We start from the raw sequence: 22,419 nt of genomic DNA, 5'->3' as shown, positions 1-22,419 counted from the left end.
CGGTCGATAACTGACCAGATGTATAGCGCCGAGGGCGAATGTATGCGCATCGATCACTACGACCTCCAGGGGGAGGTGCAATACCGGCAACAACAGGCCCAGAGCCGCAAGGTGCGCAACCTCGGGCCAGTGCCACCCGCCGTCAATCCACCGGAGGGCAACAACACGGCAGTGGCCGGCGAACGCAGCAGCACCCTGACCATCACCAGCGCCCTGACGCTGCAAACCGCAAGGCAATCCGCCGCCAGTCAGCAAGCAGCAACACCTCCCGCCCCGCCCGCAGCGGACGTCGGCAAAGAGCAGGATGGTATTCCCGACGATGGACTGGATAACCGCCAGCGGCTGATCAAGCTGATGATCGAGGCGATGCTGGGCCACGAAATCGAGCTGCCCAAGCCGATCAAACCCTCCGAAGAAGGAGGCGATGGAGTGACCCAAGGAGACGCCGCTGCTCAAACCGCCGAGCCGGATCAACTGGTGGAGGTGACTGACACCCTGCTGCAACAGGAGCAGCTCAACGTGGTGGCATCGGCCAGCGTAGCGACTCGGGATGGTCAGACTATTCAGCTCGATCTCGGCTTTGTGCTCGACTGGCGCCAGCTGGAGGTGAGCCAGCGGCGCACCACCCTCAATGCCCTCAAAGATCCGCTGGTGCTCAGTCTGGATGGCAAGATTGCCGATCTGACCGAGGCACGGGTCACTTTCGATATTGATCAGGATGGCAAAGAGGATAGCCTGCCGGGCTTGAGTGAAGGGAGCGGCTTTGTGGCGCTGGATCGCAATGGCAACGGCACCATAGACGATGGGGGCGAGCTGTTTGGTGCTCGCTCCGGCAATGGCTTCGGCGAGTTGGCCACCCTGGATGAGGATGGCAACGGGGTGCTGGATGAGGGGGATAGCCAGTTTTCAGCCCTGCAGTTCTGGCATCCGGAGCACGCACCTATCGCGCTGGTCGAACTGGGGATCGGCGCCATCCTGCTGCGCCCCCTCGACACCCCCTTCACCCATCTGGGGGAGAGCGGCAATCAGGGGGTGCTGCGCCAATCCGGCCTCTATCTCACCGAACAGGGTAAAGGAGGCTGGGTGCAGCAGATCGATCTGCGGGTCTGAGCCTTTAAACGGAATCAGCAGCCCGGTCGCTGACGATAACTGCCAGCGACCGGCGCCGGTGCCACCATCAACTCAGCTCGGTGGGGTCGATATCCAGACTCCAGCGCACCCTTTTGGTCTCGGGCCAGCCTTCCAGCTCCTTCACCGCCCAATCCAGCAGTTGGGCCAGCGGTGCCCGGTTCGGCCCCTGCACCAGCAACTGCATCCGGAACTTGCCCGCCTTGCGCTCCATGAAGCCGCTGATGGGCCCCAGCACCTGAACATGGGGATAGCGGGCGCTGCGCAGGGTATCGGCGAGGCGGGAGAGGAACAGCTGCACCTCGTCACGGCCGTTGGCCTCGGCGCGGAACAGCCCCTGATAGCTGAAGGGCGGCAGCCCCAACAGGCGGCGCTCTTTCAACGCCGTATCGGCGAAGTGGCCGTAACCATTCTGGGTCAGATCCTGCAGCAGGGCGTGCTCCGGATGATGGCTCTGCAGCACTACCAGCCCGGGCTTGCTGGCACGACCGGCACGGCCCGCCACCTGGGTGTAGAGCTGGGCCAGCTTCTCGGCGGCGCGAAAATCGGCGCTGAACAGGGCACCATCCACATCCAGCAGACCCACTAGCGTCACGTCCGGAAAGTGGTGGCCCTTGGCCAGCATCTGGGTGCCGATCAGGATCTTGTACTTGCCCTCCTTGATGTCGCCGAGATGGGTCTCCAGCTCCCCCTTGCGGCGGGTGTTGTCCCGATCGATGCGCACCACCGGATATTGAGGGAAAACCGTGGTGAGCAGCTGTTCCAGCTGTTCGGTGCCCACTCCCGATCCGATCAGCTCGTTGCTGCCACACTCGGGGCAGTGGTGGGGCAAGGGGCGCACGCTGTCGCAATGATGGCAGTGCAGCCGTCGTCCGGCCTGATGCCAGGTGTACCAGGCATCGCAACGCTCACAGGCGGCGCTCCAGCCGCACTGGTGGCAAATCAGAGCCGGGGCATAGCCACGGCGGTTGAGAAACAGCATCACCTGGTTGCCCGCCGCCAGATGCTCCGCCATCAACTGCTCCAGCTGGGGGGAGAGCCCCGCCTGCAGCCGCACGTTCTTGATATCCAGAATCACCTGCCGGGCGGTCTGGGCATTGCCGGCACGGCGAGTCAGGGTAAGGTGGTGATACTTGCCGGTGCGGGCGTTGTGCAGCGTCTCCAGCGACGGGGTAGCCGAGCCAAGCAGGATGGGGATACCGGCACGATGAGCCCGCATCACCGCCAGATCCCGCGCGTGGTAGCGAAAACCGTCCTGCTGCTTGAAGGAGCCGTCGTGCTCCTCGTCGATGATGATGATGCCGAGGTTGTGAAACGGGGTGAACACCGCAGAGCGGGTGCCGATCAGGATGGCGGCGCCGCCGTCGCGACAGGCGAGCCAGGCATCGAGCCGCTCCCGATCGTTCATGGCCGAGTTCATCGCCACCACCGGCACATTGAAGCGGCGCCGGAAGCGGTTGATGGTCTGCGGGGTGAGACCGATCTCCGGTACCATCACCAGCGCCTGCTTGCCCGCCTTGAGCAGCGGCTCGAGGATGCTCAGGTAAACCTCGGTCTTGCCGGAGCCGGTGATGCCGTCCAGCAGGAAGGCACCGAACTTGTCGCTCTGGCTGGTAACGGCAGAAACGGCCAGCGCCTGCTCGCCGTTGAGGCGCAGCCCCTCCCCCGGTTCAAAACGGGTAGCCCAATCGCCGTCGTGGCTCGGCTCCAGCGAACGCTTCTCCAGCAGCCCCTTCTTCTCCAGCGCGGTGAGAGCGGCGCTCTGGATCTCCTCCTGTTTGAGGGCGGAAGGGGTCTGCGGCCCCTTGCGCAGCAAGGCGAGCGCTTGCTGCTGCTTGGCAGCCCGCTTGAGCTCGTTAAGGTCGATGGCCATGCCAGCCTCGGTGGCAAACCAGAATTCCAGTTCACGATAGGCGGCAGGCTCCCCCTTGCGCACCAGCACTGGCAGGGCGTGAGGCAGCACTTCCCCCAGCGGATGCTGGTAGTAGCTGGCGCTCCAGTTCATCAGCGCCAGAATATCCGGCCCCAGCACCGGTGCCGTGTCCAATACCCGTTTGATGGGCTTAAGCTTGTTGCGGGGCACCTGGCTGTCGGCCGGATGATCCACCACCAGCCCGACCAGGGTCTGGGGACCGAAAGGGATCTCGACCCGGCAACCGGGGGCAGGTAACGGCAGGGGAGAGAGATAGTCGAAGTGACGGCGTAACGGTACCGGGACAGCGACACGAACCAGATCCAGCGTTTGGGAAGAATTCACCAGGGGTTGCCTATTTTTTCTGCGAAGCCACTTGCCTGATCTCAGGCATTTCCTATATTATTCGCAGCCTTTGAAACTGTGTTCAACAATCGTGTGGTGTCCGACAAGAGATCGGATGGCGACACGGCCTATTAATTGAGGTTGTCCATGAAAGCTGGTATCCATCCTGACTACGTAGCCATCACCGCCAAGTGCTCTTGCGGTAACGTCATCAACACTTTCTCTACCATCGGTAAAGATCTGAACCTGGACGTGTGCTCCGAGTGCCACCCGTTCTACACCGGCAAGCAGAAAGAAGTTTCTAGCGGCGGCCGCGTAGACAAGTTCAACAAGCGTTTCGGTGCGATGACCACCAAGAAGTAATTTTACTTCTGAAGAATTCTGAAAAAGGCGCCCAATGGGCGCCTTTTTTACGATCCCTGTTTTTCATCCTTCATGTTCCCGCAGCCAGACGCACTCTCCCCTACTGGCCAAATCCTTTGGAACGACGCAAATAGACATACCCCTCACCAGGGCTGCCCCAGCGCGGGCTCCCTGCGTTGTCATAGGCGCGATCCAGCAATCTGACGCTATCGGGGCCAATCCAGATATGCTGCACCAGCGTCGTGGCACCACCAAAATCGGTGGAGCAATGGCCCACCCGGGTATGACCGGCATATTCGCCGGAGGGGGTGCGTGTCAGCCAGATCTCGCAACCGTGGCGCAAGGAGAGCTGCTGCGGGGTCAGACTGTCGAGCAGGGCGGGATCATGCCAGGCACCGGCAAAATCAGTGGCACGGGGCATGGTCAGCTCTGCCATCAGGATCCGCCCGTCAGGGGCGGGTGAGAAGCGATAGATGCGCTGGCGGAAAGGACGGATGGAGCGCATGCTCAGATACTGCTCAGCATAGACCCAGCGATAGCCCTGATAGCCGGGCCAGATCTCCATCAGGCGCAGCTCGGCACTGGTAAAGCGGCTGTCGTAACTGGCCTGCTCCCGGCTCGTAAAGGCCCCGTTGAACCAGCTGAGCAGCGGCTCCATACCGGGCTTGAGTGGGGTAGCCTGGGGCGCCGACCCTGCCAACACCAGACAGGAACAGAGCAGCCCGAATACGGCCACCAGCAACTTTGCCATCGAATCCTTCCGAATCATCATAGTGGCGGCGATTATATGAGCGAATTACCCCAATAACAGCCATTACGATCAAATCATTGCCACTCTGGTGCAAAAACCTCACAAGGATGCCAGTCCGCTCACTAAACCCGATATTTTGCCACCGCCTTGTTGAGCAGCTGGGCCTGCTCGTTGAGGCCCTCGCTGGATCTCGCATTTTCCTCCGCCATGATGCTCGACTCCTGGGCGATGTCGCGGATGTTGTTGACGTTGCGGTTCACCTCGTTGGCCACCAGACTCTGCTGTTCGATGGCGGCGGCAATCTGGGTGCTCATGTCCATGATGTTGGTAACATCCTGAGTGATCTGTCCCAGCAACTCCCCTGCGGTACTTGCCTGATCCGAGCTGCGGTTGCCCTGCTCGCGGCAGGTTGCCATCACCTCGACGATGCTGCCGGTCTGTTTCTGCAGCGAGCTGATGATGCCGGCGATCTCCTGGGTTGATTTCTGGGTACGGATGGCCAGATTGCGCACCTCATCGGCAACCACCGCAAAACCACGTCCCTGATCCCCTGCCCGAGCTGCTTCGATGGCTGCGTTGAGGGCCAGCAGGTTGGTCTGCTCGGCAATGCCGCGGATCACGTCGAGCACGGAGCCGATGGTCTCGCTCTCTTTTTGCAGCTGGCTTACCTCGCGGGATGAACTCTCCAGATTGCCCGCCAGCGAGCGGATCTGCTCGACAGTATTCTCGACCGCAGTCCGCCCCTCCATCGCCTTGTTGTTGGTCGCCTGCGCATTGTTGGCCGCCTGCTCGGTGTTGCGGGCGATCTCTTCGATGGTGGAGCCCATCTCGGTGGACGCGGTCGCCACCATATCAGTCTCCTGCAGCTGGCGCGCCGCCCCTTCACTGGTGCGCTTGACGTTGGCCGAGAGGTGATCCGCCGCTTCGGTCAGGGTGTGCACGCTCTGCTTCACATCGCCGATCAGATCGCGAAACCCGCCCAGCATTACGTCGAGATTGCCTGCCAGCTGGGCCATTTCATCTGCCCCGCGCAGTTCTATCTTCAAGCGCAGGTCATTATCCTGACGAATGCGGTTGACGGTGTCATTCACCTGAGTAATGGGACGGTCGATGCTGCGCCCCAGCAGCACGCTCATGATGCCGATCAGCACCACAATCACCCCGCCACAGACCAGCATCAGGCTGTTGAGGCGAGTGCTCTGCCGCTCCAGCTCAGCGACAATGTGTTGATCGACGGCGGCAAACCCCTGTTCGGTCTGATGCACCAGATCCCGCATCTGGTTGCGCAGCCCCTCATCCTCTTTCAGCCCCAGTACCTGCATCCCCTGCACCAGCGCCACAAAGTCCTGCCGGTACTGCTTGCTGGCCTGCTCCAGCTTGCCGCGACCCGCCTCCGGCAAGGTGGCAAGGCTATCCTGAAAACTCTTGTGCAAGGTTTCAAAACGCTCCAGATACTGGATATCGGAGCGAAGCATGAAGTCTTTCTCCGCCCGTCTCAGCTGCAACATGGTGATGAGCAACCCCTGCTGATCCAGCTGCTTGAGCCCATTCTCCACCTCATGCACCGCCGTTCGCAGCTTGCCATAGAGCCCCTCCTCCGGCCCCAGACCAATCTTCTGCTGCTGGGCCACCAGATCGTTGAAGGCTTTGCCATAGCCGCTGATCTGCTGATCCAGTCTGGTCAGCTCCCCCTCGACAGCCGCCAGATTGTCATCGGTCGCCAGCTCCCGGTTGTGCTGGTGAAAGTCAGACAGCCCCTGATTGAAGCGCTCGACGAAGGTCATATCCTTGCGGATCAGAAAATCCTTCTCGGCCCGCCGCAGGTTGAGCATGGCGATCTCCAGCTGGTCGATATTACGCTGAGCTTCGGTCAGGTGACGGTGCACCTGGCTGGAGTAGATAAACAGGCCGCTCAGTACCAGCATGGCAACGGCAACCAGCACGGTATTCAGGATCAACTTATGACGGATAAGCACGATGAACCTCTCGCAAACAGACAGTGAACTGCATTGAGCTTATGCAGAAAAGCGGCGACAGGTGATCTGTGCAAGGAATATTCATTGAAATGCCACACCCACTCCTTATACTGGTTGCACCTGTTTCCAGCCGTGGATTTGACACTATGGAATACAATACTTCTGAACTGTGCGACATCTATCAGGACATGGTGGATGTGCTTGAACCCATGCTCTGCTCCTTCGGCGGCCGCGCCTCTTTCGGCGGCGTCATCACCACCGTCAAATGCTTCGAATCGAATGGTCTTATCCGTGAACTCGTCAAAGAGAACGGACTGGGACGCGTCTTACTGATCGATGGCGGTGGCTCCATGCGCCGTGCCCTGATCGACAGCGACATCGCCACCACGGCGGCCGAGAATGATTGGGAAGGGATTGTCTGCTACGGCTGCGTCCGCGAAGTCGATATTCTGGAAGATCTGGATATCGGCATTCAGGCACTGGCAGCCATTCCGGTCGGTGCCGACAGCAAGGATGTAGGGGAGACCGATCTGCCGGTCAACTTCGGTGGCGTGACCTTCCTGCCTGATGACCACCTCTACGCCGATACCACAGGGGTGATCCTCTCCCCCGAGGCACTCGATATCGAGTAAGCCACAGATAGCGTGACGACGGGAGCCTTGGCTCCCGTTTTTTATGCCTGCAACTTGCTGAAAAATGACAAAAAAAGAGGGCCAGATAAACTGGCCCTTAACTGGAAGCAATGTGAGCAATGTCGTGCCTTCACAAGAAGTCCATCACGTTGGAACGAATGAAGTCTTTCCCGGAAAACAAGTTAACAATAATCATTCTCATTTAACTAGGCAAGCGCTATTTGCAGAAAGTGCAAAAAAATTGACCACCGCGAAGGGTGGTCAATCTGGTCAGGCTTGCCGGGTGGCCGTGTGCAGGCTGGATAATCCGGCCTCGCCCACCAGCTTACGGCTGAGGTAGCGCAACAAGACACCGTAGAGTGGCACGAATAAACCAAGGCTTATCAGCAACTTGAATACGTAATCAACGGTTGCGATCTCGACCCAGTGCTCTGCCATGAAAGGATCTGTGGTGCGCCAGAAGGCCACACTGAAGAAAGCGATGGTATCAACCAGATTACCGAACAGGGTGGAGGCCGCAGGTGCAATCCACCACTGCTTGAGCAGACGCAGGCGGTTGAACACCACCACATCCATGAACTGCCCTACCAGATAGGCCATAAAGCTGGCCAGCGCGATACGCGCCACGAACAGGTTGAACTCGGCCAGATGACCAACGCCCTGGAAGCTCCCTTCGAAGAAGAGCACGGAGAGCGCATAGGAGACCGCCAGCGCAGGCAGCATCACGGTCTGGATTATCTTGCGCGCCAGACCGGCACCGAAGATCCGCACCGTCAGGTCAGTGGCGAGGAAGATAAACGGGAAGCTGAACGCACCCCAGGTGGTGTGGAAGCCAAACACGGTGATCGGCAGCTGCACCAGATAGTTGCTGCTGGCAATGATCAGGATGTGGAACAACGACAGGCGAACGAGCGCCGTTTGGTACTGCGCAGGGGTCAGATTCATCTTGTGACCTTTTTGGTTAATGGGGTTAGGGAACCCATATCGCCACCATTGGCGATAATCGAGGGGCGAGATTATACGCCCCCAAACCGATAGTTCAATCTTTATGCGATTATGCTTGTCCAGATTGGCCAGCCGCAGAGCAGGCTTTGTGGGCGATAGTCACGCCTTGTGCTGTCTGGCGAGCCAGAGCAGTGCCTCCCGATCCACCGGGCGCACCGCCTCCAGCCAGCAGCCGCTGTAGTGTTCGTACTCCAGCCGAAACTGGCTCCCTTCAAACTCCAGCAACCAGCTATGGCGGTCGGCCCCCGCATCCTGATCGAGCGGCTGCAGCTCCCACTCTCGCAGCAAGGCCTGCGCCAACAGCGGAAAAGTGTCCCAGTCGAGTGCCGGACAATCCAGCGTCACCACGCCAGCTTCGCTATCTACCTGTTTGATTTGCCAACTCATTCCCTGTCTCTCAGCTACTGCAGGAGAGCTCACCACCGCAATACCATGCCGGAGTCGGGGTGGCGAGATCCTCATATTCGGGTTGTTCATCAAAGGGGCGCTGCAAGGCGGCGAACAGCCGCTCGAACGGCTGCATATCCCCTGCGTCGGCGGCGTCGATCACCTGCTGGGCCAGCGCATTGCGCAGCACATACTTGGGATTGATGGCATCCATCTGCGCCTTGCGCACGACATCCTCGCTGCCTTCGCGCATTAGCCGCGCCCGATAGCGCTCCAGCCACGCCTGCCAAACACCTGGTCCAGACAACAGAGCCAGCAGAGACGCAGGCCACACCCCCTCTTGCATCACCTCACCGAGACGGCGCAGGAACAGGTGGTAATCCACTTTGTTAGCCGCCAGCAACCGGAACAACTCACGGAACAACGCCGGGTCATCCTCCTCCCACACCGCCAGTCCGAGTTTGGCCCGCATCAGTTCGGAGTAGTGCAGCATCAGTTGCTGCTCGTACTGGGCCAACGCTGCAGCCAGCGCATCACCGTCTACATGGCCAGCCAGCGCCTGCGCCAGTTTTTGCAGATTCCAGTAACCGACCGCAGGCTGCTGATCCAGCGCGTAGCGGCCCGCCGGATCCGAGTGGTTGCAGACAAAGTCCGGCACGTAGGCATCGATAAAGCCGTAGGGGCCGTAATCCAGCGTTAGGCCGAGCAGCGACATGTTGTCGGTGTTCATCACCCCGTGACAGAAGCCCGCCGCCTGCCATTTGGCAATCAGCCGCGCGGTGCGGCGCACCACTTCGGCAAACAGTTCGGCACCACTCTCCTGTTCGGGGAAGTGGTGGCGCAGCAGATAGTCGATGAGTGGCGGGATCTTCTCCCCCTGCCCGCTCCAGGCGAAATACTCGATATGACCGAAGCGCAGATGGCTGGGGGCGGTGCGCAGTACGGTCGCCCCGGTCTCCACCTGCTCGCGATAAACGGGCTCCTGACTCCCCACCAATACCAGCGCCCGCGTGGTCGGGATGCCGAGGGCATGGAGCGCCTCGGAGGCGAGATACTCGCGAATGCTGGAGCGCAGCACGGCGCGACCGTCACCAAAACGGGAGAACGGCGTCTTCCCTGCCCCCTTCAGGTGGAGATCCCAGCGCTGGCCATCAGGTGCCAGCTGCTCACCCAGCAGCAGCGCGCGACCATCCCCAAGCCGCGGGCTATAACCCCCGAACTGATGGCCTGCATAGACCTGAGCTACCGGCTGCATACCGGGCAGCACTTTTCCCTCGCCACAACAGGCGATCCAGTCAGCCTCGCTGACGCCTCCCAATCCCAGCTCATCCAGCAAAGTCCGGTTGAGATGAAGCAACCGGGGTTGCTGCAGCGTCTGGGGGACCACGGGTTCACAGGCCCAGGGCAGCTCGGTCGCAAAAGTGTTGATCAACTTCATGGTTGTGCCATTCGTCCCTGCGTATGCTCGTGTCACTCTTTATACTGCCGTCAGCCATGCTTGCGCTAACTGGCGACCATCATTTTTCAATTCAAGGAGAAGAAGATGCAAAAATGGGTATATGCCCTGCCCTTGCTGGCACTGGCGTGGGGTCATCAGGCCAAGGCTGCAGATATCGAGGCAGGCAAAGCCAAGGCGGCGGTCTGTGCTGCCTGTCACGGGGTGGAAGGCAAGGCGATGATCCCCAACTATCCCCATCTGGCGGGTCAGAATGCCGCCTATCTGGTGAAACAGTTGAAAGCGTTCAAGGATGGCACTCGCAAAGAGCCCTTGATGGACCCCTTCATGGCACCGCTGACCGATGCGGATATCGACAATCTGGCCGCCTTCTACGCCAGCCTGAAATAACCTCGCGTCTGACCCCAGGTTCTTCCGAACCGCGCTTACCGTGGTCGATTAGGCTGCCTAATCGACCCTAACGACGACAGTAGTCGATGATCAGATCCATAAAGGCTTCGCCAAAGCGCTCCAGCTTGCGGTGCCCGACACCGTTGATAGCCAGCATCTCGTCTTCGGTCATCGGCATCAGCTGAGCCATCTCCACCAGGGTCGCATCGTTGAACACCACGTAGGGCGGCACCTCTTCATCCTCGGCAATCTGCTTGCGCAGGCCGCGCAGCTCCTTGAACAACCGTTTGTCGTAGTTGGCGTTGTCGAGCAGGCCATTGCGCTTCTCCTTGCGGCTGGAGATAGGCTGCAAGCGGGGTACCGCCAGTTCCAGCGTCACCTCGCCACGCAGTACCGGACGGGCCGCTTCGGTCAACTGCAGCACCAGATTGCGAGTGATGTTCTGGGTCAGCAGCCCCTTGTGGATCAGCTGGCGGATCACGCTCATCCAGTATTCGTGGCTCTGATCCTTGCCGATGCCATAGGTCGACAGCTTGTCATGGCCGTGATCCTTGATGCGCTGGTTGAGGGAACCGCGCAGCACCTCCACCACATAACCCACCCCGAAATTCTGCCCCACCCGCCAGACGCAGGAGAGCGCCTTCTGGGCATCTTCGGTGCCGTCATAACTTTTGGGCGGATCGAGGCAGATATCGCAGTTGCCGCACGGCTTGTCGTTGTACTCGCCGAAGTAGTTGAGCAGCACCTGGCGACGGCAGGTCTGCGCTTCGGCAAACGCGGCCATCACGTTGAGCTTGTACTGCTCCACCTGCAGCTGCTGCGGGTTCTCGATGTTGTCGAGCAGGCGGCGCACCCGGCCGATATCGGCGGGATCGTAGAGCAGCAGCGCCTCGGCGGGGGTGCCATCGCGACCGGCGCGGCCGGTCTCCTGATAGTAGGATTCGATGTTCTTCGGAATGTCGTAGTGCACCACGAAGCGCACGTTGGGCTTGTCGATGCCCATACCGAACGCCACCGTTGCCACCACTATCTCGATATCATCCTTGAGGAAAGCATCCTGGGTCTGCTGACGCTGCTCGAGCGGCAGCCCCGCATGATAGGGCGCGGCCTTGCAGCCGTGGCGGGATAACCGCTCGGCCACCTCCTCCACCCGGTTGCGACTGGAGCAGTAGACGATGCCGCAGTTGCCCTTCTGGCTCTGCACGTAACGCAGCAGCTGCTCGGCCGCCTTGAACTTCTCCACCAGGCTGTAGCGGATATTGGGGCGATCGAAGCTGGCAGTGTGAATAAAGGGATCGTTGAGCTCCAAACGGTGCAGCATGTCGCTGCGGGTCGCCTCGTCGGCAGTGGCGGTCAGTGCTACCACCGGCACCTGCGGGAACCACTGCTTGAGTCGCCCCAGCGCCGCATACTCAGGCCGGAAATCGTGGCCCCACTGGGAGACACAGTGCGCCTCGTCGATGGCGAACAGCCCGAGCGGCAGCTCGGCCAGCCGATCCATAAACTCGTGCTGCAACAGTCGTTCGGGGGAGACATAGACCAGCTTGATCTCGCCGCGGCGCATGGCGGCGAAGTTCTGGATCATCTCCTCCCGACTGAGGGCCGAGTTGATGTAGACCGCCGCTACACCGTTGGCGCGCAGGCTGTCGACCTGATCCTTCATCAGCGAAATAAGGGGAGAGACCACCACACCGAGCCCGGGCCGCAGCAGTGCCGGGATCTGATAGCAGAGCGACTTGCCGCCGCCAGTGGGCTTGAGCACCAGTGCATCGCGCCCCGCGACGATCTGCTCGATGATTTCGAGCTGACCCGGCCGAAACTGCTGATAGCCGAAGACCGCCTGCAGCAGGGCAAGCGGACTCTCTGGCTGAGGATCTGGCAGGGTTTCGGCAATCGCGGTCATGGGCTCTCCTTTGGGGTCGCCATTCTAAAGCAGCCGCCGCCCACAATAAACCTGCCATTGCGACTGTTAAGGAACTGTTGCAGACTGGCTGGAGTTTTTACTCGGCTTTGATGACAAGGATTGGGATCAGAGAATGAAACAGATGCTCAAGAAGATGGCGCTCAGTGGCATTGCCAACCTGTTTGCCGAGAAGATGCCTTTCAACAAGCTGATCGGCATGCAGGTGACCCACTACGACTTCGACAAGGTGGAACTGCGCATCAAGATGGACGACAAGCTGATCGGCAACCCCTTCCACAACATCCTGCACGGCGGTGTCACCGCCACGCTGCTGGATGTGGCGGGCGGCATGATCGTCGCCGCCTCCTGCATCGACGAGCTGGAGGAGTTCTCCCCCAGTTATCTCAAGGAGCGCTTCGCCCGCCTCGGCACTATCGATCTGCGGGTGGACTACCTGCGCCCGGGGCGCGGCAACGAGTTTATCGCCACCGCCCACATCATCCGGGCGGGCAGCAAGGTGGCCGTCGCCCGGATGGAGCTGCACAACGAAGAGGGCACCCACATCGCCTTCGGCACTGGTACCTATCTGGTGGGTTGAACCAAGTTAGTGCATAAAAACCACGCGGCTAATCCACTTTTAATCATTAGATTCCTTACCCCCTCTGGCCGAACAAGGTCCATACTGATAGTCGGGATTGTGTGCAGAGGGAGGATTGCAGGCGATGAGTGCGAAACTGGCCATCAAACCATCCAGAGCCTTGTTGACACAGCTCGAGTCCATGCTTGACGAGGTGCAGACACCCGAGTGTCGCCACTGGTTGGAACAGGAGCTTGAGGGGTATTCTCTCTCCTCACCCTTGCCTTGGTATCGCATCGTTCCCTGTCGGCAACGCGGTCACTTTCTGGATCTGAAAACGGGAAAATATTTGACCTGTCACATCAACAGTCAAACGCTATGCCAACGCGATCTGGCCCAAATTCAGTTCATTTATGCCCGTGAACCCGCCGCCCACTATTTGCTGCAACGCAATTCCGGTATTGAACCCTGGCCAGAACAGCTGCTGGAAGATTATCAGGAGCAGTTGATCCCCGGCCATCTATGCCTGCAAGCCTGGCATGAGCCCGTGATTTCATTACGTGCACAACTGATGGAGGGAATAGAACATTTCATTAGTGAGTACCCCAAGCACGCGGCCTTGCTGCCTCAACACAGTTTCAAGGCTTTGCGGCATCAGCACTGGCATATCTGAGTAAGCGCCTGGCGCGCAAGGAGGGCACCATAGACAAGACCCATAGCGAGATTGCCACAATCTAGAGTGCCGGAGTCAGGATCAGACTCCACCGATGGGCCACCGAGCGGTGGCCCTTTTAATGCACACGGCTACTGCTTTATTGCCAAGCAGATAGCCAAAATGTGGCGCCCCACACCTTATGAATTCCGCAAACCTACTTGTCACGTTCTACAGCACATCACTCCAGACCCCATCGGACTCGATCAACCTAACAAGAGCTTGCGCACTGAATCCGTCGGCATACAGAGTCTCTACCTCATTCCCAGCCTCAGCCTCATCCATCTCTTCAAACTCCCGCAGATAATGCGGTTCATCGCGCAAAGCGATCTCCATGATCTCGCGGGAGACGACGTGGAACCCATCGACAACCTCACCATCAAATTCAATCGACGTATCCACAACCCAGGCATGCAGGGCTGGCAGAGGATTAACATCACTCAGCAATAGAGCTGAACGCAACCCTTGGTCATTTTGCAGTGCTTGAAGCACAACCGGTTGCTTGCGCTTTAACTGCCTCGCCGCCTTGCGCAGGGTATTGGTTCGATGCAGCCAGACTTCATGGCGAGTTGAACGAATGAAGCCAGACTTGACCTCCAGCAGCAACGCAACCCCATCCAAGTGACAGATCAGGTCCACTTCACCAGCATCGCGCTCATCACTCAGTGGCGGTTGGTAGCCCACCACGACGTGGAATCCCCTCTGCCTTAGCGCTTCGGCAAGGGTATGTTCAATACGCTCCGTTTCGCTGCGCAAAGCTGGCCTGCGTTGTTCAACACGACGCAGGTTATTCACCGCAGCGGTCAGATTGTTCTGTTGACCGGCAACCCAGGGGAACTGAAAACTGTAGCGGCCAATCTTGTAGAACGGCCGCTCGTACAGTCGTGGTGACGGTATGCTTGGCGCTTGCCTTATCTGCGCGGATAGAGCCTGCAGATCACTGGTCCAGAACTTCAGGATGGCTTCGGCCGCCTCGGGGTCGCCCTTGGGATGCTCAGGGCTGACGGTCCAACCACAAATACGACGGATCTTATCTTTCGGTTCCGACCAGGTGATGGGAAAGCGGTTCTCACCATGCACAAGTCCTTCAAAAGCCAATTGACCCAGAGCCTTCACTGCTACACCTGAGTCATCCATATAGCGCAGAAAAGGCTGAAGAAATGCCTGCTCGAAGAACACGGTTGTCAGCTCACTGGCTAATATCGCGTGGTGCAGGGCTACCTCAGCTCCATCGTTCGGTCTGACCCGCTCACCCAACCCGAAAATGGTCTGCAGGTAGAGCTGACTGCGAATGGCTTTTATGTAAGCAAGCTGATTCGCTTCGTGGTTTTCCGGCCTCCCTATGATTGCGCCAGCCATATCGGACGCTGCGAATTGCTCAATCGCGCGGTACATCCAGTAGTGCCAAAGCAACCTGCTTTTTCTCTCAGTACGCTGCCAGCGCTGTGAGCCCAAATCAGTTTTATTGAAGATGACCGGTTGTCCCGGCTTGAGCTGGTAAGCGCAATCACTGTCAAAACAGAACCAATTGATGGAATTCTCGTAATCGATTCGCTCGCGCATAGCGGCAATAAGCAGGGCAACCGATTCGAGGTAGGCAACACACTCTCGCCCCACACCTGACTGTGGAAAAAGGAGTGGCGACAAATGACGCTTGAGAGATCGGCCGAGAACCTCCTCTGTCAGTTGAAAATCACGCTCGGAACAATTCAACAGTTTGCGCGCGATAATCCGATCATAGACATCCCAATCTTCCGCCCTGCTGTCTCTATCCTTAGCGGCACCAAGTTGCCCATAAGCTGTCACGCTCAAATAGGAAAGTAGCTCTAATAGCGTAAGCGACTTCAGGTGGGACTCAGCCAGTGCGATGGCTTTATCGAATGGTTCGAGTTGCTCAAGCAAGCGATCACAGACGCCGAAAAATACGCACCAATCCTTGCTGACGAGATTGTCCCGAAGATGCTGCCAGAGCGGTGAATCGCTGCGTGTAAACAGCTTCGAGTAACGAATCGCCCAACGCAATACATCTGGATGACGAGCGGACAGATGATCCAGCAGCGCAGTGCTAATAGCATCCTCAAAATGCAAAATACGTCCCAGTGCCAAGCTTGCCAGTTGAGCACTTTCAAGATTGACTGGCTCCCACCAAAAGGATGCGGCAGCCAGTCCGGCAGCACGATTGCGAGTTGTGTATTTGCCGCTCGGACGTTGATCCAGAAAGTCGTGAAGGCACTCATCAAGTGCGGCGAATGGGGCAAGCTGCTGTGCATATCCAGCAAAACGAGTCTGGTAAAACTCCTGGCATTGCCGTTCCTGGCCTTGCATATCTGGTCATCCTTTTCCTGCCGTCGAACCTTGATATTCAAAGAGATTGAAATCAGCAGCTCATTTGAGGCCCGCAACGAGTCGGACAATCTGTATGGAAGGAAATAGTTAACACGTTTCCAAGAAGGGGGAAACAACGGATGAGGAGTCAATAGGTATCGATTGCAGATGTGGTAAACAGGACAGAAAATCAAAATGCCCCACAGAACTGGAGGGCCGGAAATGCACAAGGGCCTAGCCGAAGCTAAGCCCTTATTGAATTTGGTCGGTGTGAGAGGATTCGAACCTCCGACCCCTTCGTCCCGAACGAAGTGCGCTACCAAGCTGCGCTACACACCGATGTCTGCGGGACGGGAATTTACCGAAAGCCCCGACCCGACACAAGCCTTTTTTGCGTTTGACAGGAAAAAAAGTGCCGTTCGCTCAACTATTCAGCACTCTTTTCACCCATTTACCGGGCTGCAGCCAGCTGGTGACATTCCGGCAACCAGCCGTCAGGCCAGGCGCAGGGATGCGGGCCCCAGCAGACGGCGCTGCCAGTCAGCCACAGTGCCATGCTCCAGCCAGTCGGCTGCATGCTGGCGCCAGTTGGGTGAGAGGGCCGGATTCTCCAGCAACAGCAGCAGGTCAGTCTCGTTGCGCACCTGATTGAAGAGAATGTCCGCCGTGCGCTTCACCGTCAGTTCGGGATAGGGTCTGTCTGCCAGCTCCATGGCCGACTCCGGCGACACCATCCCCTCCTCCAGCACCCGCAGCAGCCAGCCACAACGGCCATTTAGCTGCATCACCTGGGACATCTGGCCATAGCCAAAGCGCTGGTTGAGCTTGAAGCAGGGGGATCTTGGCTGACTTATCTGGATCAGCGCGTCGCCGAGTCGATAGACATCGCCAATGCAGGCTTGCGCCTCGGTCAGCCCGAGACCGGAGAGGTTCTCGCCAAAGGCGGCAGGTTGCCAGGCTGTACGTGGCGCAGGCAAGCTCAGCGCGGTTTGCCAAGTCTGCCACCAGAGATAGTGATCGGCCGGATAGTAGTGGAGCGCCCGATCCGGGCCACCGTGGTGGCGCAGGTCACACTGCTCATCCCCTTCCAGACCGGCAAAGGTACAGCGAACTGGTGCAGAGATCGGTTGCTTGTGAATGGCACTGGTGAGGCCGGGCACCAGCTCGGTGCCACGACCGCTAAAAAGGGAGATCCGCATACTCATCCTCCAGATTGACGAGAGTAGGCGGATCTTATCATGGCGTCAGACCACGGCCTGCATCTGGGTGGTCATGGCTATCTCGGCGCGACGGCGCTTCTCCGCCCTGGCCATCAGATACCAGCTGCCGAAGGTAAAGAGCGATACCGACAGCAGGATCAGGCTGGCTACAGCGTTGATCTCGGGTTTCACCCCGAGCCGTACCGCCGAGAAGACCTCCATCGGCAAGGTAGTGGAGCCCGGGCCGGAGACGAAGCTTGCCAGCACCAGATCATCCAGCGACAGGGCAAACGACATCATGCCGCCTGCCGCCAGCGAGGGGGCAATCATCGGGATGGTGATCAGGAAGAACACCTTCCACGGCTTGGCGCCAAGATCCATCGCCGCCTCCTCGATGGAGAGATCCAGCTCCCGCAACCGCGCCGACACCACGATCGCCACGTAGGCGGTACAGAAGGTGGTGTGCGCGATCCAGATGGTCAGCATGCCCCGCTCGGCGGGCCAGCCCACCAGCTGGGCCATCGCCACGAACAGCAGCAGCAGCGAGAGACCGGTGATCACCTCGGGCATCACCAGCGGCGCCGTCACCATGCCGCCGAACAGGGTGCGACCACGGAAGTGGGGAATTCGGGTCAGCACGAAGGCTGCCACCGTCCCCAGCGCCACCGCGGCGATCGCGGTGTAGAAGGCGATCTCCAGCGAACGGAACACAGACCCGATCAGCTGCTTGTTGTCGAGCAGGCCGAAGTACCACTTGAGCGACCACCCGCCCCACACCGTCACCAGCTTGGAGGCGTTGAAGGAGTAGATCACCATGATGATCATGGGCAGGTAGATAAACAGCAGCCCCAGCCAGAGCATCAGTTTGGCAAAACCGAAACGCTTCATCATGCCTTGCCCTCCAGCTCTTTGGCCTGGTTACGGTTGAAGAGGATGATCGGAATAATCAGCACCGCCAGCATCACTACCGCCAGCGCAGAGGCAACCGGCCAGTCGCGGTTGTTGAAGAACTCCTGCCACAGCACCTTGCCGATCATCAGGGTCTCCGGGCCGCCCAGCATTTCCGGAATAACGAACTCCCCCACCACCGGAATAAACACCAGCATGCAGCCGGCGATAATGCCGTTTTTGGAGAGCGGCACCGTGATCTGCCAGAACCGGGTCAGGTTGCGCGCCCCCAAGTCGGAGGCCGCCTCCAGCAGGCTCTGGTCATGCTTGACCAGATTGGCGTAGAGCGGCAGCACCATGAAGGGCAGGTAGGAGTAAACGATGCCGATATAGACCGCCAGGTTGGTGTTGAGGATCTGCAGCGGCTCGTCGATCACCCCGATCCCCAGCAAAACGCTGTTGAGCAGACCATTGTTACTGAGGATCCCCATCCATGCGTAGACCCGGATCAGAATGGCGGTCCAGGTCGGCATCATGATCAGCAGCAGCAAAACGGTCTGGGTCTCCTTGTTGGCCCGGGCGATGGAGTAGGCCATCGGATAGCCAATCAGCAGGCAGAGCAAAGTGCTGACGAAGGCCATCTTGAGGGAGCCCAGATAGGCCGCGATATAGAGCTCATCCTCCTGCAGCAGCAGGTAGTTGCCCATGTTGAGCAGTATGGTGAGCTGATTGTCGGCCCAGCTCACCACGTCGGTGTAGGGCGGGATCGCCACATCCGCTTCCGCAAAACTGATCTTCACCACGATGACGAAGGGCAGCAGGAAGAAGAGGAACAGCCAGAAGAAGGGGATGCCGATCACCAGTCGGCGCCCCCCGACCCGCTTCAGTCGTTGCAAGAACTTCATGATTGCAGCACCACGCCGCTGTCATCTTCCCAGTAGAGGAACACCTGGTCATCCCAGGTTGGCCGCTTGCCGTGGCGTTCGGCATTGGCGATGAAAGCCTGAACGATTTTGCCCGAGGGCAGCTGGATGTGATAAACCGAGTGACCGCCCAGATAGGCGATGTCATAGACCTCACCCTTGGTCCAGTTGAAGTCCGGGTGCTCGATCTCCTCCGGTTTTTGCAGACTCATCAGCAGTTTTTCCGGCCGCAGGGCATAGGTCACCTTCTTGTTCTCGGCGCGGGAGCTGATGCCGTGGCCCACATAGATGGGCTGTTCCAAGTCGGCGCAAGCGATGGTGGCGTGGTCCTGCTCATCCTCCACCAGCAGGCCGTCAAACAGGTTGACGTTGCCGATGAACTCGCACACCAGCCGACTGGCCGGAGTCTCGTAGATATCCATCGGGCTGCCGATCTGCTCGATGCAGCCGAGGTGCATGATGGCGATCCGCTCCGCCATGGTCATGGCCTCTTCCTGATCGTGGGTCACCATGACGCAGGTAACCCCGACCCGCTCGATGATCTCCACCAGCTCCAGCTGCATCTTGGAACGCAGCTTCTTGTCGAGCGCCCCCATGGGTTCATCCAGCAGCAACAGTTTGGGACGCTTGGCCAGCGAGCGAGCCAACGCCACCCGCTGACGCTGGCCACCGGAGAGCTGATGCGGTTTGCGACGGGCATACTGGGTCATCTGTACCAGCTTGAGCATCTCCTCCACCCGGGCATCGATCTCGGCCTTGGGCAGGCCATCCTGCTTGAGGCCAAAGGCGATGTTCTGGGCCACCGTCATATGGGGGAACAGGGCGTAGGACTGGAACATCATGTTGATGGGGCGTTCATAGGGGGGCATGTCGGTGATGTCGACCCCGTCGAGGAACAGCCGACCCTCGGTCGGGCGCTCGAAACCGGCCAGCATCCGCAGCAGGGTCGATTTGCCGGAACCGGACCCGCCGAGCAGGGCGAAAATCTCCCCCTTGTGAATATTGAGAGATACGTTATCGACCGCCAGCGTTTCGTCGAACTGCTTGCTTACCCGATCAATTTTCACCAGCACTTCTTTGCGCTGCTGACTGCCCTCGAGGGCTTTCTTGTAGGCACTGGAGGCTATCGCCATTACCAAACTCCCCAACGTGATACCGGCCTTGCGGCCGATCCATAAAAGCGATTTGGCGCCCCCGAACGGGCACCAAGGTTAGGTACCGGACTTGATCTTGGTCCAACTCCGGGTGATTAAACGCTGTACCGAGCGGGGATGTGCTTCCTGCACATAGAGTCGCTCCAGCACGGCCTGAGGGGGATAAACCTCCTCATTGTTGCGCACCGCCTCATCCATAAACTCGCCCGCCCTTGAGTTGGGATTCGCGTAGCCCACATAGTCGCTGACCTTGGCGATCACTTCGGGCTGCAGGACGTAGTTGATGAGAGCGTGCGCCTCTTTGACATTGGTGGCATCGGACGGGATCGCCATCATGTCGAACCAGAGATTGCCCCCCTCTTTCGGAATGCTGTAGGCAATTTTCACCCCCTTGCCAGCTTCATCGGCGCGGGCAGCGGCTTGCAGGATGTCGCCGGAAAAACCGGCCGCCACGCAGATGTCGCCATTGGCGAGATCGCCGATGTATTTGGAGGAGTGGAAGTAGGCCACATAGGGCCGCACCTTGAGCAGCAGCGCCTCGGCCTGCTTGATATCCCCCGTCGCATGACTGTTGGGATCGAGCCCGAGGTAGTTGAGGGCAGCAGGGATCATCTCGTCGGCAGAGTCGAGGAAAGCGACGCCGCAGCGAGAGAGTTTCGCCATGTTTTCCGGTTCGAAGATAGTGGCCCAGGAGTCAATCTTGTCGACCCCCAGCACCGCCTTGATTTTGTCGACGTTGTAGCCGATGCCGTTGGTCCCCCACAGATAGGGCACCGCGTACTGATGACCCGGATCTACCTTGTCGAGCTGCTTGAGCAGCACGGGATCCAGGTTGGCCAGATTGGGCAGCAGGGATTTATCCAGTTTCTGGAAGGCTCCCGCCTTGATCTGCTTGGCCAGGAAATTATTGGAGGGCACCACCAAATCGTAACCGGTCCGCCCCGTCAGCAACTTGCCTTCCAGGGTCTCGTTGGAGTCAAACACGTCATAGACGGTCTTGATCCCGGTCGCCTGCTGGAAATCGCTGAGGGTGGTCTCACCGATATAGTCAGACCAGTTGTAGAAGTGCAGCACAGGGGCAGCCTGGGCCACATTCGCCAATCCCATGGTCAGCGCTATGGTTAGCAATCTGGTTGTATTCACGGTGTCAGTTCTCCTGTTCAGTGGTTGACCGTCTGCGCATCCATTCGCGCGGCCCATCCGGATGGATGGCATCACTACCCTCCCGGCCGAACTGCGGACCGGGAGGGGCATTCGTTACTTACTTGCCGGACTTGATCTTGGTCCAGCTGCGGGTCATCAGACGCTGCACCTTGGCCGGCAGATCCGGGAAGGTGTAAATCTTCTGCAGGGTCGCCGCATCGGGGTAGATACCCGGATCGGTGCGGATCGCCTCATCCACCAGCGGGGTCGCCGCCTTGTTGCCGTTCGGGAACTGCACCACGTTGGTGATGTTGGCGATCACCTCGGGCTTCATCAGGTAGTTGATGAAGGTGTGGGCCGCCTCGACGTTCTTGGCATCCGCCGGAATGGCGATCATGTCAAAGAAGCTGCCTGCCCCCTCTTTCGGAATGGTGTAGGTGAGCGCGACGCCATTCTTGGCCTCGGCTGCCCGCGCCTTGGACTGCTGCAAGTCACCGGAGTAACCGACCGCGACGCAGAGGTTGCCATTGGCCAGATCCGAGATGTACTTGGAGGAGTGGAAATAGGCGGTATAGGGACGGATGGAGAGGAACAGCTCCTCAGCCTTCTTCAGCTCGGCCGGTTTCTGGCTATCCGGTTTGAAGCCCAGATATTGCAGGGCAGCCGGCAGCATTTCGGTCGGTGAATCGAGGAAGGAGACGCCACACTCTTTCAACTTGGCCATGTTCTCCGGCTTGAACACCAGATCCCAAGAGTTGACCGGGGCATCGGCCCCCAGCACTGCCTTCACCTTCTCGGCGTTGTAGGCATAGCCGATGGTGCCCCACAGATAGGGGATGGAGTACTGGTTGCCCGGATCGCTCGGCTCGAGCGCCTTGAGCAGGTCGACATCCATGTTTTGCCAGTTGGAGAGCTTGGACTTGTCCAGTTTCTGGAACACGCCCGCCTTGATCTGCTTGGCCAGGAAGGGGTTGGATGGCACCACGATGTCGTAGCCCGAACTACCCGCCAGCAACTTGGCTTCCAGTACCTCGTTACTGTCGAACACGTCATAAACCACCTTGATCCCCGTCTCCTTCTGGAAGTTATCCAGGGTATCCGGCGCTATGTAGTCGCTCCAGTTGTAGACGTGCAGCACCTTCTCTTCAGCCATTGCTCCGGCACTTGCCATGACCAGAGCCACAGAGGCAGCGATCACTCCTGTTTTGAAAGACATCATCCTTGTCTCCTAAGCAAATTGTATGCGCATG

At 59.0% G+C, this 22,419-nt stretch carries 20 protein-coding genes and 1 tRNA gene; 6 read left to right on the top strand and 15 right to left on the bottom strand.

Going from position 1 to position 22,419, the window contains the following annotated elements; genetic code table 11:
• Nucleotides 1-18: 18 nt before the first annotated feature.
• Complete coding sequence (locus tag WBR25_RS00795; RefSeq protein WP_479749266.1) at nucleotides 19-1,110, top strand: hypothetical protein; 1,092 nt, start codon at nucleotides 19-21, stop codon at nucleotides 1,108-1,110.
• Nucleotides 1,111-1,177: 67 nt separating this feature from the next.
• Here WBR25_RS00795 and priA read toward each other — a convergent pair whose 3' ends face one another.
• On the bottom strand, nucleotides 1,178-3,385 hold the full coding sequence (gene priA / locus WBR25_RS00790) for a primosomal protein N' (RefSeq protein WP_479749265.1): 2,208 nt from the start codon (nucleotides 3,383-3,385) through the stop codon (nucleotides 1,178-1,180).
• A 147-nt stretch (nucleotides 3,386-3,532) separates the two neighbouring features.
• Between priA and rpmE the strand changes: the two genes are divergently transcribed.
• Complete coding sequence (gene rpmE / locus WBR25_RS00785) at nucleotides 3,533-3,748, top strand: 50S ribosomal protein L31 (RefSeq protein ID WP_005340673.1); 216 nt, start codon at nucleotides 3,533-3,535, stop codon at nucleotides 3,746-3,748.
• Between the two features lie 100 nt (nucleotides 3,749-3,848).
• Here the strand turns inward: rpmE and WBR25_RS00780 are convergent, their stop codons facing one another.
• Entirely contained in the window at nucleotides 3,849-4,499 is a 651-nt protein-coding gene (locus WBR25_RS00780; protein WP_069527634.1) for a chromophore lyase CpcT/CpeT, read from the bottom strand.
• A 122-nt stretch (nucleotides 4,500-4,621) separates the two neighbouring features.
• Nucleotides 4,622-6,475: a methyl-accepting chemotaxis protein gene (locus tag WBR25_RS00775; protein ID WP_479749264.1), complete on the bottom strand. Its 1,854-nt coding sequence runs from the start codon at nucleotides 6,473-6,475 to the stop codon at nucleotides 4,622-4,624.
• Between the two features lie 146 nt (nucleotides 6,476-6,621).
• Here WBR25_RS00775 and rraA point away from each other — a divergent pair, with 146 nt between their 5' ends.
• Nucleotides 6,622-7,107, top strand: coding sequence for a ribonuclease E activity regulator RraA (gene rraA / locus WBR25_RS00770; RefSeq protein ID WP_005340678.1), 486 nt, complete (start codon nucleotides 6,622-6,624; stop codon nucleotides 7,105-7,107).
• Nucleotides 7,108-7,377: 270 nt separating this feature from the next.
• Here rraA and WBR25_RS00765 read toward each other — a convergent pair whose 3' ends face one another.
• The 3 genes from WBR25_RS00765 to WBR25_RS00755 all read right to left on the bottom strand — a co-directional run bounded on the left by WBR25_RS00765 (nucleotide 7,378) and on the right by WBR25_RS00755 (nucleotide 9,937).
• Complete coding sequence (locus WBR25_RS00765) at nucleotides 7,378-8,052, bottom strand: 7-cyano-7-deazaguanine/7-aminomethyl-7-deazaguanine transporter (RefSeq protein WP_115521501.1); 675 nt, start codon at nucleotides 8,050-8,052, stop codon at nucleotides 7,378-7,380.
• A 159-nt stretch (nucleotides 8,053-8,211) separates the two neighbouring features.
• A complete protein-coding gene (locus WBR25_RS00760; RefSeq protein ID WP_479749263.1) occupies nucleotides 8,212-8,499 on the bottom strand; it encodes a DUF3630 family protein in 288 nt (95 codons plus the stop codon).
• Between the two features lie 10 nt (nucleotides 8,500-8,509).
• Nucleotides 8,510-9,937, bottom strand: coding sequence for a protein adenylyltransferase SelO (locus WBR25_RS00755; RefSeq protein WP_479749262.1), 1,428 nt, complete (start codon nucleotides 9,935-9,937; stop codon nucleotides 8,510-8,512).
• Between the two features lie 105 nt (nucleotides 9,938-10,042).
• Here WBR25_RS00755 and WBR25_RS00750 point away from each other — a divergent pair, with 105 nt between their 5' ends.
• Nucleotides 10,043-10,345 (top strand): c-type cytochrome, encoded by a 303-nt coding sequence (locus WBR25_RS00750; RefSeq protein ID WP_005340687.1) that lies wholly within the window; start codon nucleotides 10,043-10,045, stop codon nucleotides 10,343-10,345.
• Between the two features lie 67 nt (nucleotides 10,346-10,412).
• Here the strand turns inward: WBR25_RS00750 and recQ are convergent, their stop codons facing one another.
• On the bottom strand, nucleotides 10,413-12,248 hold the full coding sequence (gene recQ, locus WBR25_RS00745; RefSeq protein ID WP_149151905.1) for an ATP-dependent DNA helicase RecQ: 1,836 nt from the start codon (nucleotides 12,246-12,248) through the stop codon (nucleotides 10,413-10,415).
• 133 nt (nucleotides 12,249-12,381) lie between these two features.
• On the opposite strand from recQ, the gene WBR25_RS00740 reads away from it, so the two are divergent.
• Both WBR25_RS00740 and WBR25_RS00735 read left to right on the top strand, forming a co-directional pair.
• A complete protein-coding gene (locus WBR25_RS00740) occupies nucleotides 12,382-12,846 on the top strand; it encodes a thioesterase family protein (protein ID WP_042054246.1) in 465 nt (154 codons plus the stop codon).
• Nucleotides 12,847-12,970: 124 nt separating this feature from the next.
• Complete coding sequence (locus WBR25_RS00735; protein ID WP_005356927.1) at nucleotides 12,971-13,498, top strand: AbiTii domain-containing protein; 528 nt, start codon at nucleotides 12,971-12,973, stop codon at nucleotides 13,496-13,498.
• Nucleotides 13,499-13,708: 210 nt separating this feature from the next.
• On the opposite strand, the gene WBR25_RS00730 is transcribed toward WBR25_RS00735, so the two are convergent.
• The 8 genes from WBR25_RS00730 to WBR25_RS00695 all read right to left on the bottom strand — a co-directional run bounded on the left by WBR25_RS00730 (nucleotide 13,709) and on the right by WBR25_RS00695 (nucleotide 22,385).
• A complete protein-coding gene (locus tag WBR25_RS00730) occupies nucleotides 13,709-15,862 on the bottom strand; it encodes a nuclease-related domain-containing protein (RefSeq protein ID WP_479749261.1) in 2,154 nt (717 codons plus the stop codon).
• A 262-nt stretch (nucleotides 15,863-16,124) separates the two neighbouring features.
• Nucleotides 16,125-16,201, bottom strand: a tRNA-Pro gene (locus tag WBR25_RS00725).
• 155 nt (nucleotides 16,202-16,356) lie between these two features.
• A complete protein-coding gene (locus WBR25_RS00720; RefSeq protein WP_103250827.1) occupies nucleotides 16,357-17,061 on the bottom strand; it encodes an MOSC domain-containing protein in 705 nt (234 codons plus the stop codon).
• A gap of 45 nt (nucleotides 17,062-17,106) precedes the next feature.
• A complete protein-coding gene (locus WBR25_RS00715) occupies nucleotides 17,107-17,952 on the bottom strand; it encodes an ABC transporter permease subunit (RefSeq protein WP_005355472.1) in 846 nt (281 codons plus the stop codon).
• A complete protein-coding gene (locus WBR25_RS00710; RefSeq protein ID WP_005340703.1) occupies nucleotides 17,949-18,854 on the bottom strand; it encodes an ABC transporter permease subunit in 906 nt (301 codons plus the stop codon). Before WBR25_RS00710 ends, WBR25_RS00715 begins: the two co-directional genes overlap by 4 nt.
• The gene (gene potA / locus WBR25_RS00705) at nucleotides 18,851-20,005 is read right to left on the bottom strand and encodes a polyamine ABC transporter ATP-binding protein (RefSeq protein ID WP_005340704.1); all 1,155 of its coding nucleotides are present in this window, start codon (nucleotides 20,003-20,005) and stop codon (nucleotides 18,851-18,853) included. The genes WBR25_RS00710 and potA overlap by 4 nt, the downstream gene beginning before the upstream one ends.
• Nucleotides 20,006-20,083: 78 nt before the next feature.
• Nucleotides 20,084-21,169: a polyamine ABC transporter substrate-binding protein gene (locus tag WBR25_RS00700; protein WP_005355476.1), complete on the bottom strand. Its 1,086-nt coding sequence runs from the start codon at nucleotides 21,167-21,169 to the stop codon at nucleotides 20,084-20,086.
• Between the two features lie 118 nt (nucleotides 21,170-21,287).
• A complete protein-coding gene (locus WBR25_RS00695) occupies nucleotides 21,288-22,385 on the bottom strand; it encodes an extracellular solute-binding protein (protein ID WP_005340709.1) in 1,098 nt (365 codons plus the stop codon).
• Between the last annotated feature and the right edge of the window lie 34 nt (nucleotides 22,386-22,419).

This window comes from Aeromonas sp. MTB, assembly GCF_056632455.1.
The sequence above is the reverse complement of the archived record's forward strand: the minus strand, read 5'-3'. Positions and strand labels throughout refer to the sequence as shown.

Coding starts and splice junctions, on each gene's coding strand:
- WBR25_RS00795 (WP_479749266.1), top strand. CDS start 19: ATGTATAGCGCCGAGGGCGAATGTATGCGCATCGATCACTACGACCTC.
- rpmE (WP_005340673.1), top strand. CDS start 3,533: ATGAAAGCTGGTATCCATCCTGACTACGTAGCCATCACCGCCAAGTGC.
- WBR25_RS00780 (WP_069527634.1), bottom strand. CDS start 4,499: ATGGCAAAGTTGCTGGTGGCCGTATTCGGGCTGCTCTGTTCCTGTCTG.
- rraA (WP_005340678.1), top strand. CDS start 6,622: ATGGAATACAATACTTCTGAACTGTGCGACATCTATCAGGACATGGTG.
- WBR25_RS00765 (WP_115521501.1), bottom strand. CDS start 8,052: ATGAATCTGACCCCTGCGCAGTACCAAACGGCGCTCGTTCGCCTGTCG.
- WBR25_RS00760 (WP_479749263.1), bottom strand. CDS start 8,499: ATGAGTTGGCAAATCAAACAGGTAGATAGCGAAGCTGGCGTGGTGACG.
- WBR25_RS00755 (WP_479749262.1), bottom strand. CDS start 9,937: ATGAAGTTGATCAACACTTTTGCGACCGAGCTGCCCTGGGCCTGTGAA.
- WBR25_RS00750 (WP_005340687.1), top strand. CDS start 10,043: ATGCAAAAATGGGTATATGCCCTGCCCTTGCTGGCACTGGCGTGGGGT.
- recQ (WP_149151905.1), bottom strand. CDS start 12,248: ATGACCGCGATTGCCGAAACCCTGCCAGATCCTCAGCCAGAGAGTCCG.
- WBR25_RS00740 (WP_042054246.1), top strand. CDS start 12,382: ATGAAACAGATGCTCAAGAAGATGGCGCTCAGTGGCATTGCCAACCTG.
- WBR25_RS00735 (WP_005356927.1), top strand. CDS start 12,971: ATGAGTGCGAAACTGGCCATCAAACCATCCAGAGCCTTGTTGACACAG.
- WBR25_RS00730 (WP_479749261.1), bottom strand. CDS start 15,862: ATGCAAGGCCAGGAACGGCAATGCCAGGAGTTTTACCAGACTCGTTTT.
- WBR25_RS00720 (WP_103250827.1), bottom strand. CDS start 17,061: ATGCGGATCTCCCTTTTTAGCGGTCGTGGCACCGAGCTGGTGCCCGGC.
- WBR25_RS00715 (WP_005355472.1), bottom strand. CDS start 17,952: ATGATGAAGCGTTTCGGTTTTGCCAAACTGATGCTCTGGCTGGGGCTG.
- WBR25_RS00710 (WP_005340703.1), bottom strand. CDS start 18,854: ATGAAGTTCTTGCAACGACTGAAGCGGGTCGGGGGGCGCCGACTGGTG.
- potA (WP_005340704.1), bottom strand. CDS start 20,005: ATGGCGATAGCCTCCAGTGCCTACAAGAAAGCCCTCGAGGGCAGTCAG.
- WBR25_RS00695 (WP_005340709.1), bottom strand. CDS start 22,385: ATGTCTTTCAAAACAGGAGTGATCGCTGCCTCTGTGGCTCTGGTCATG.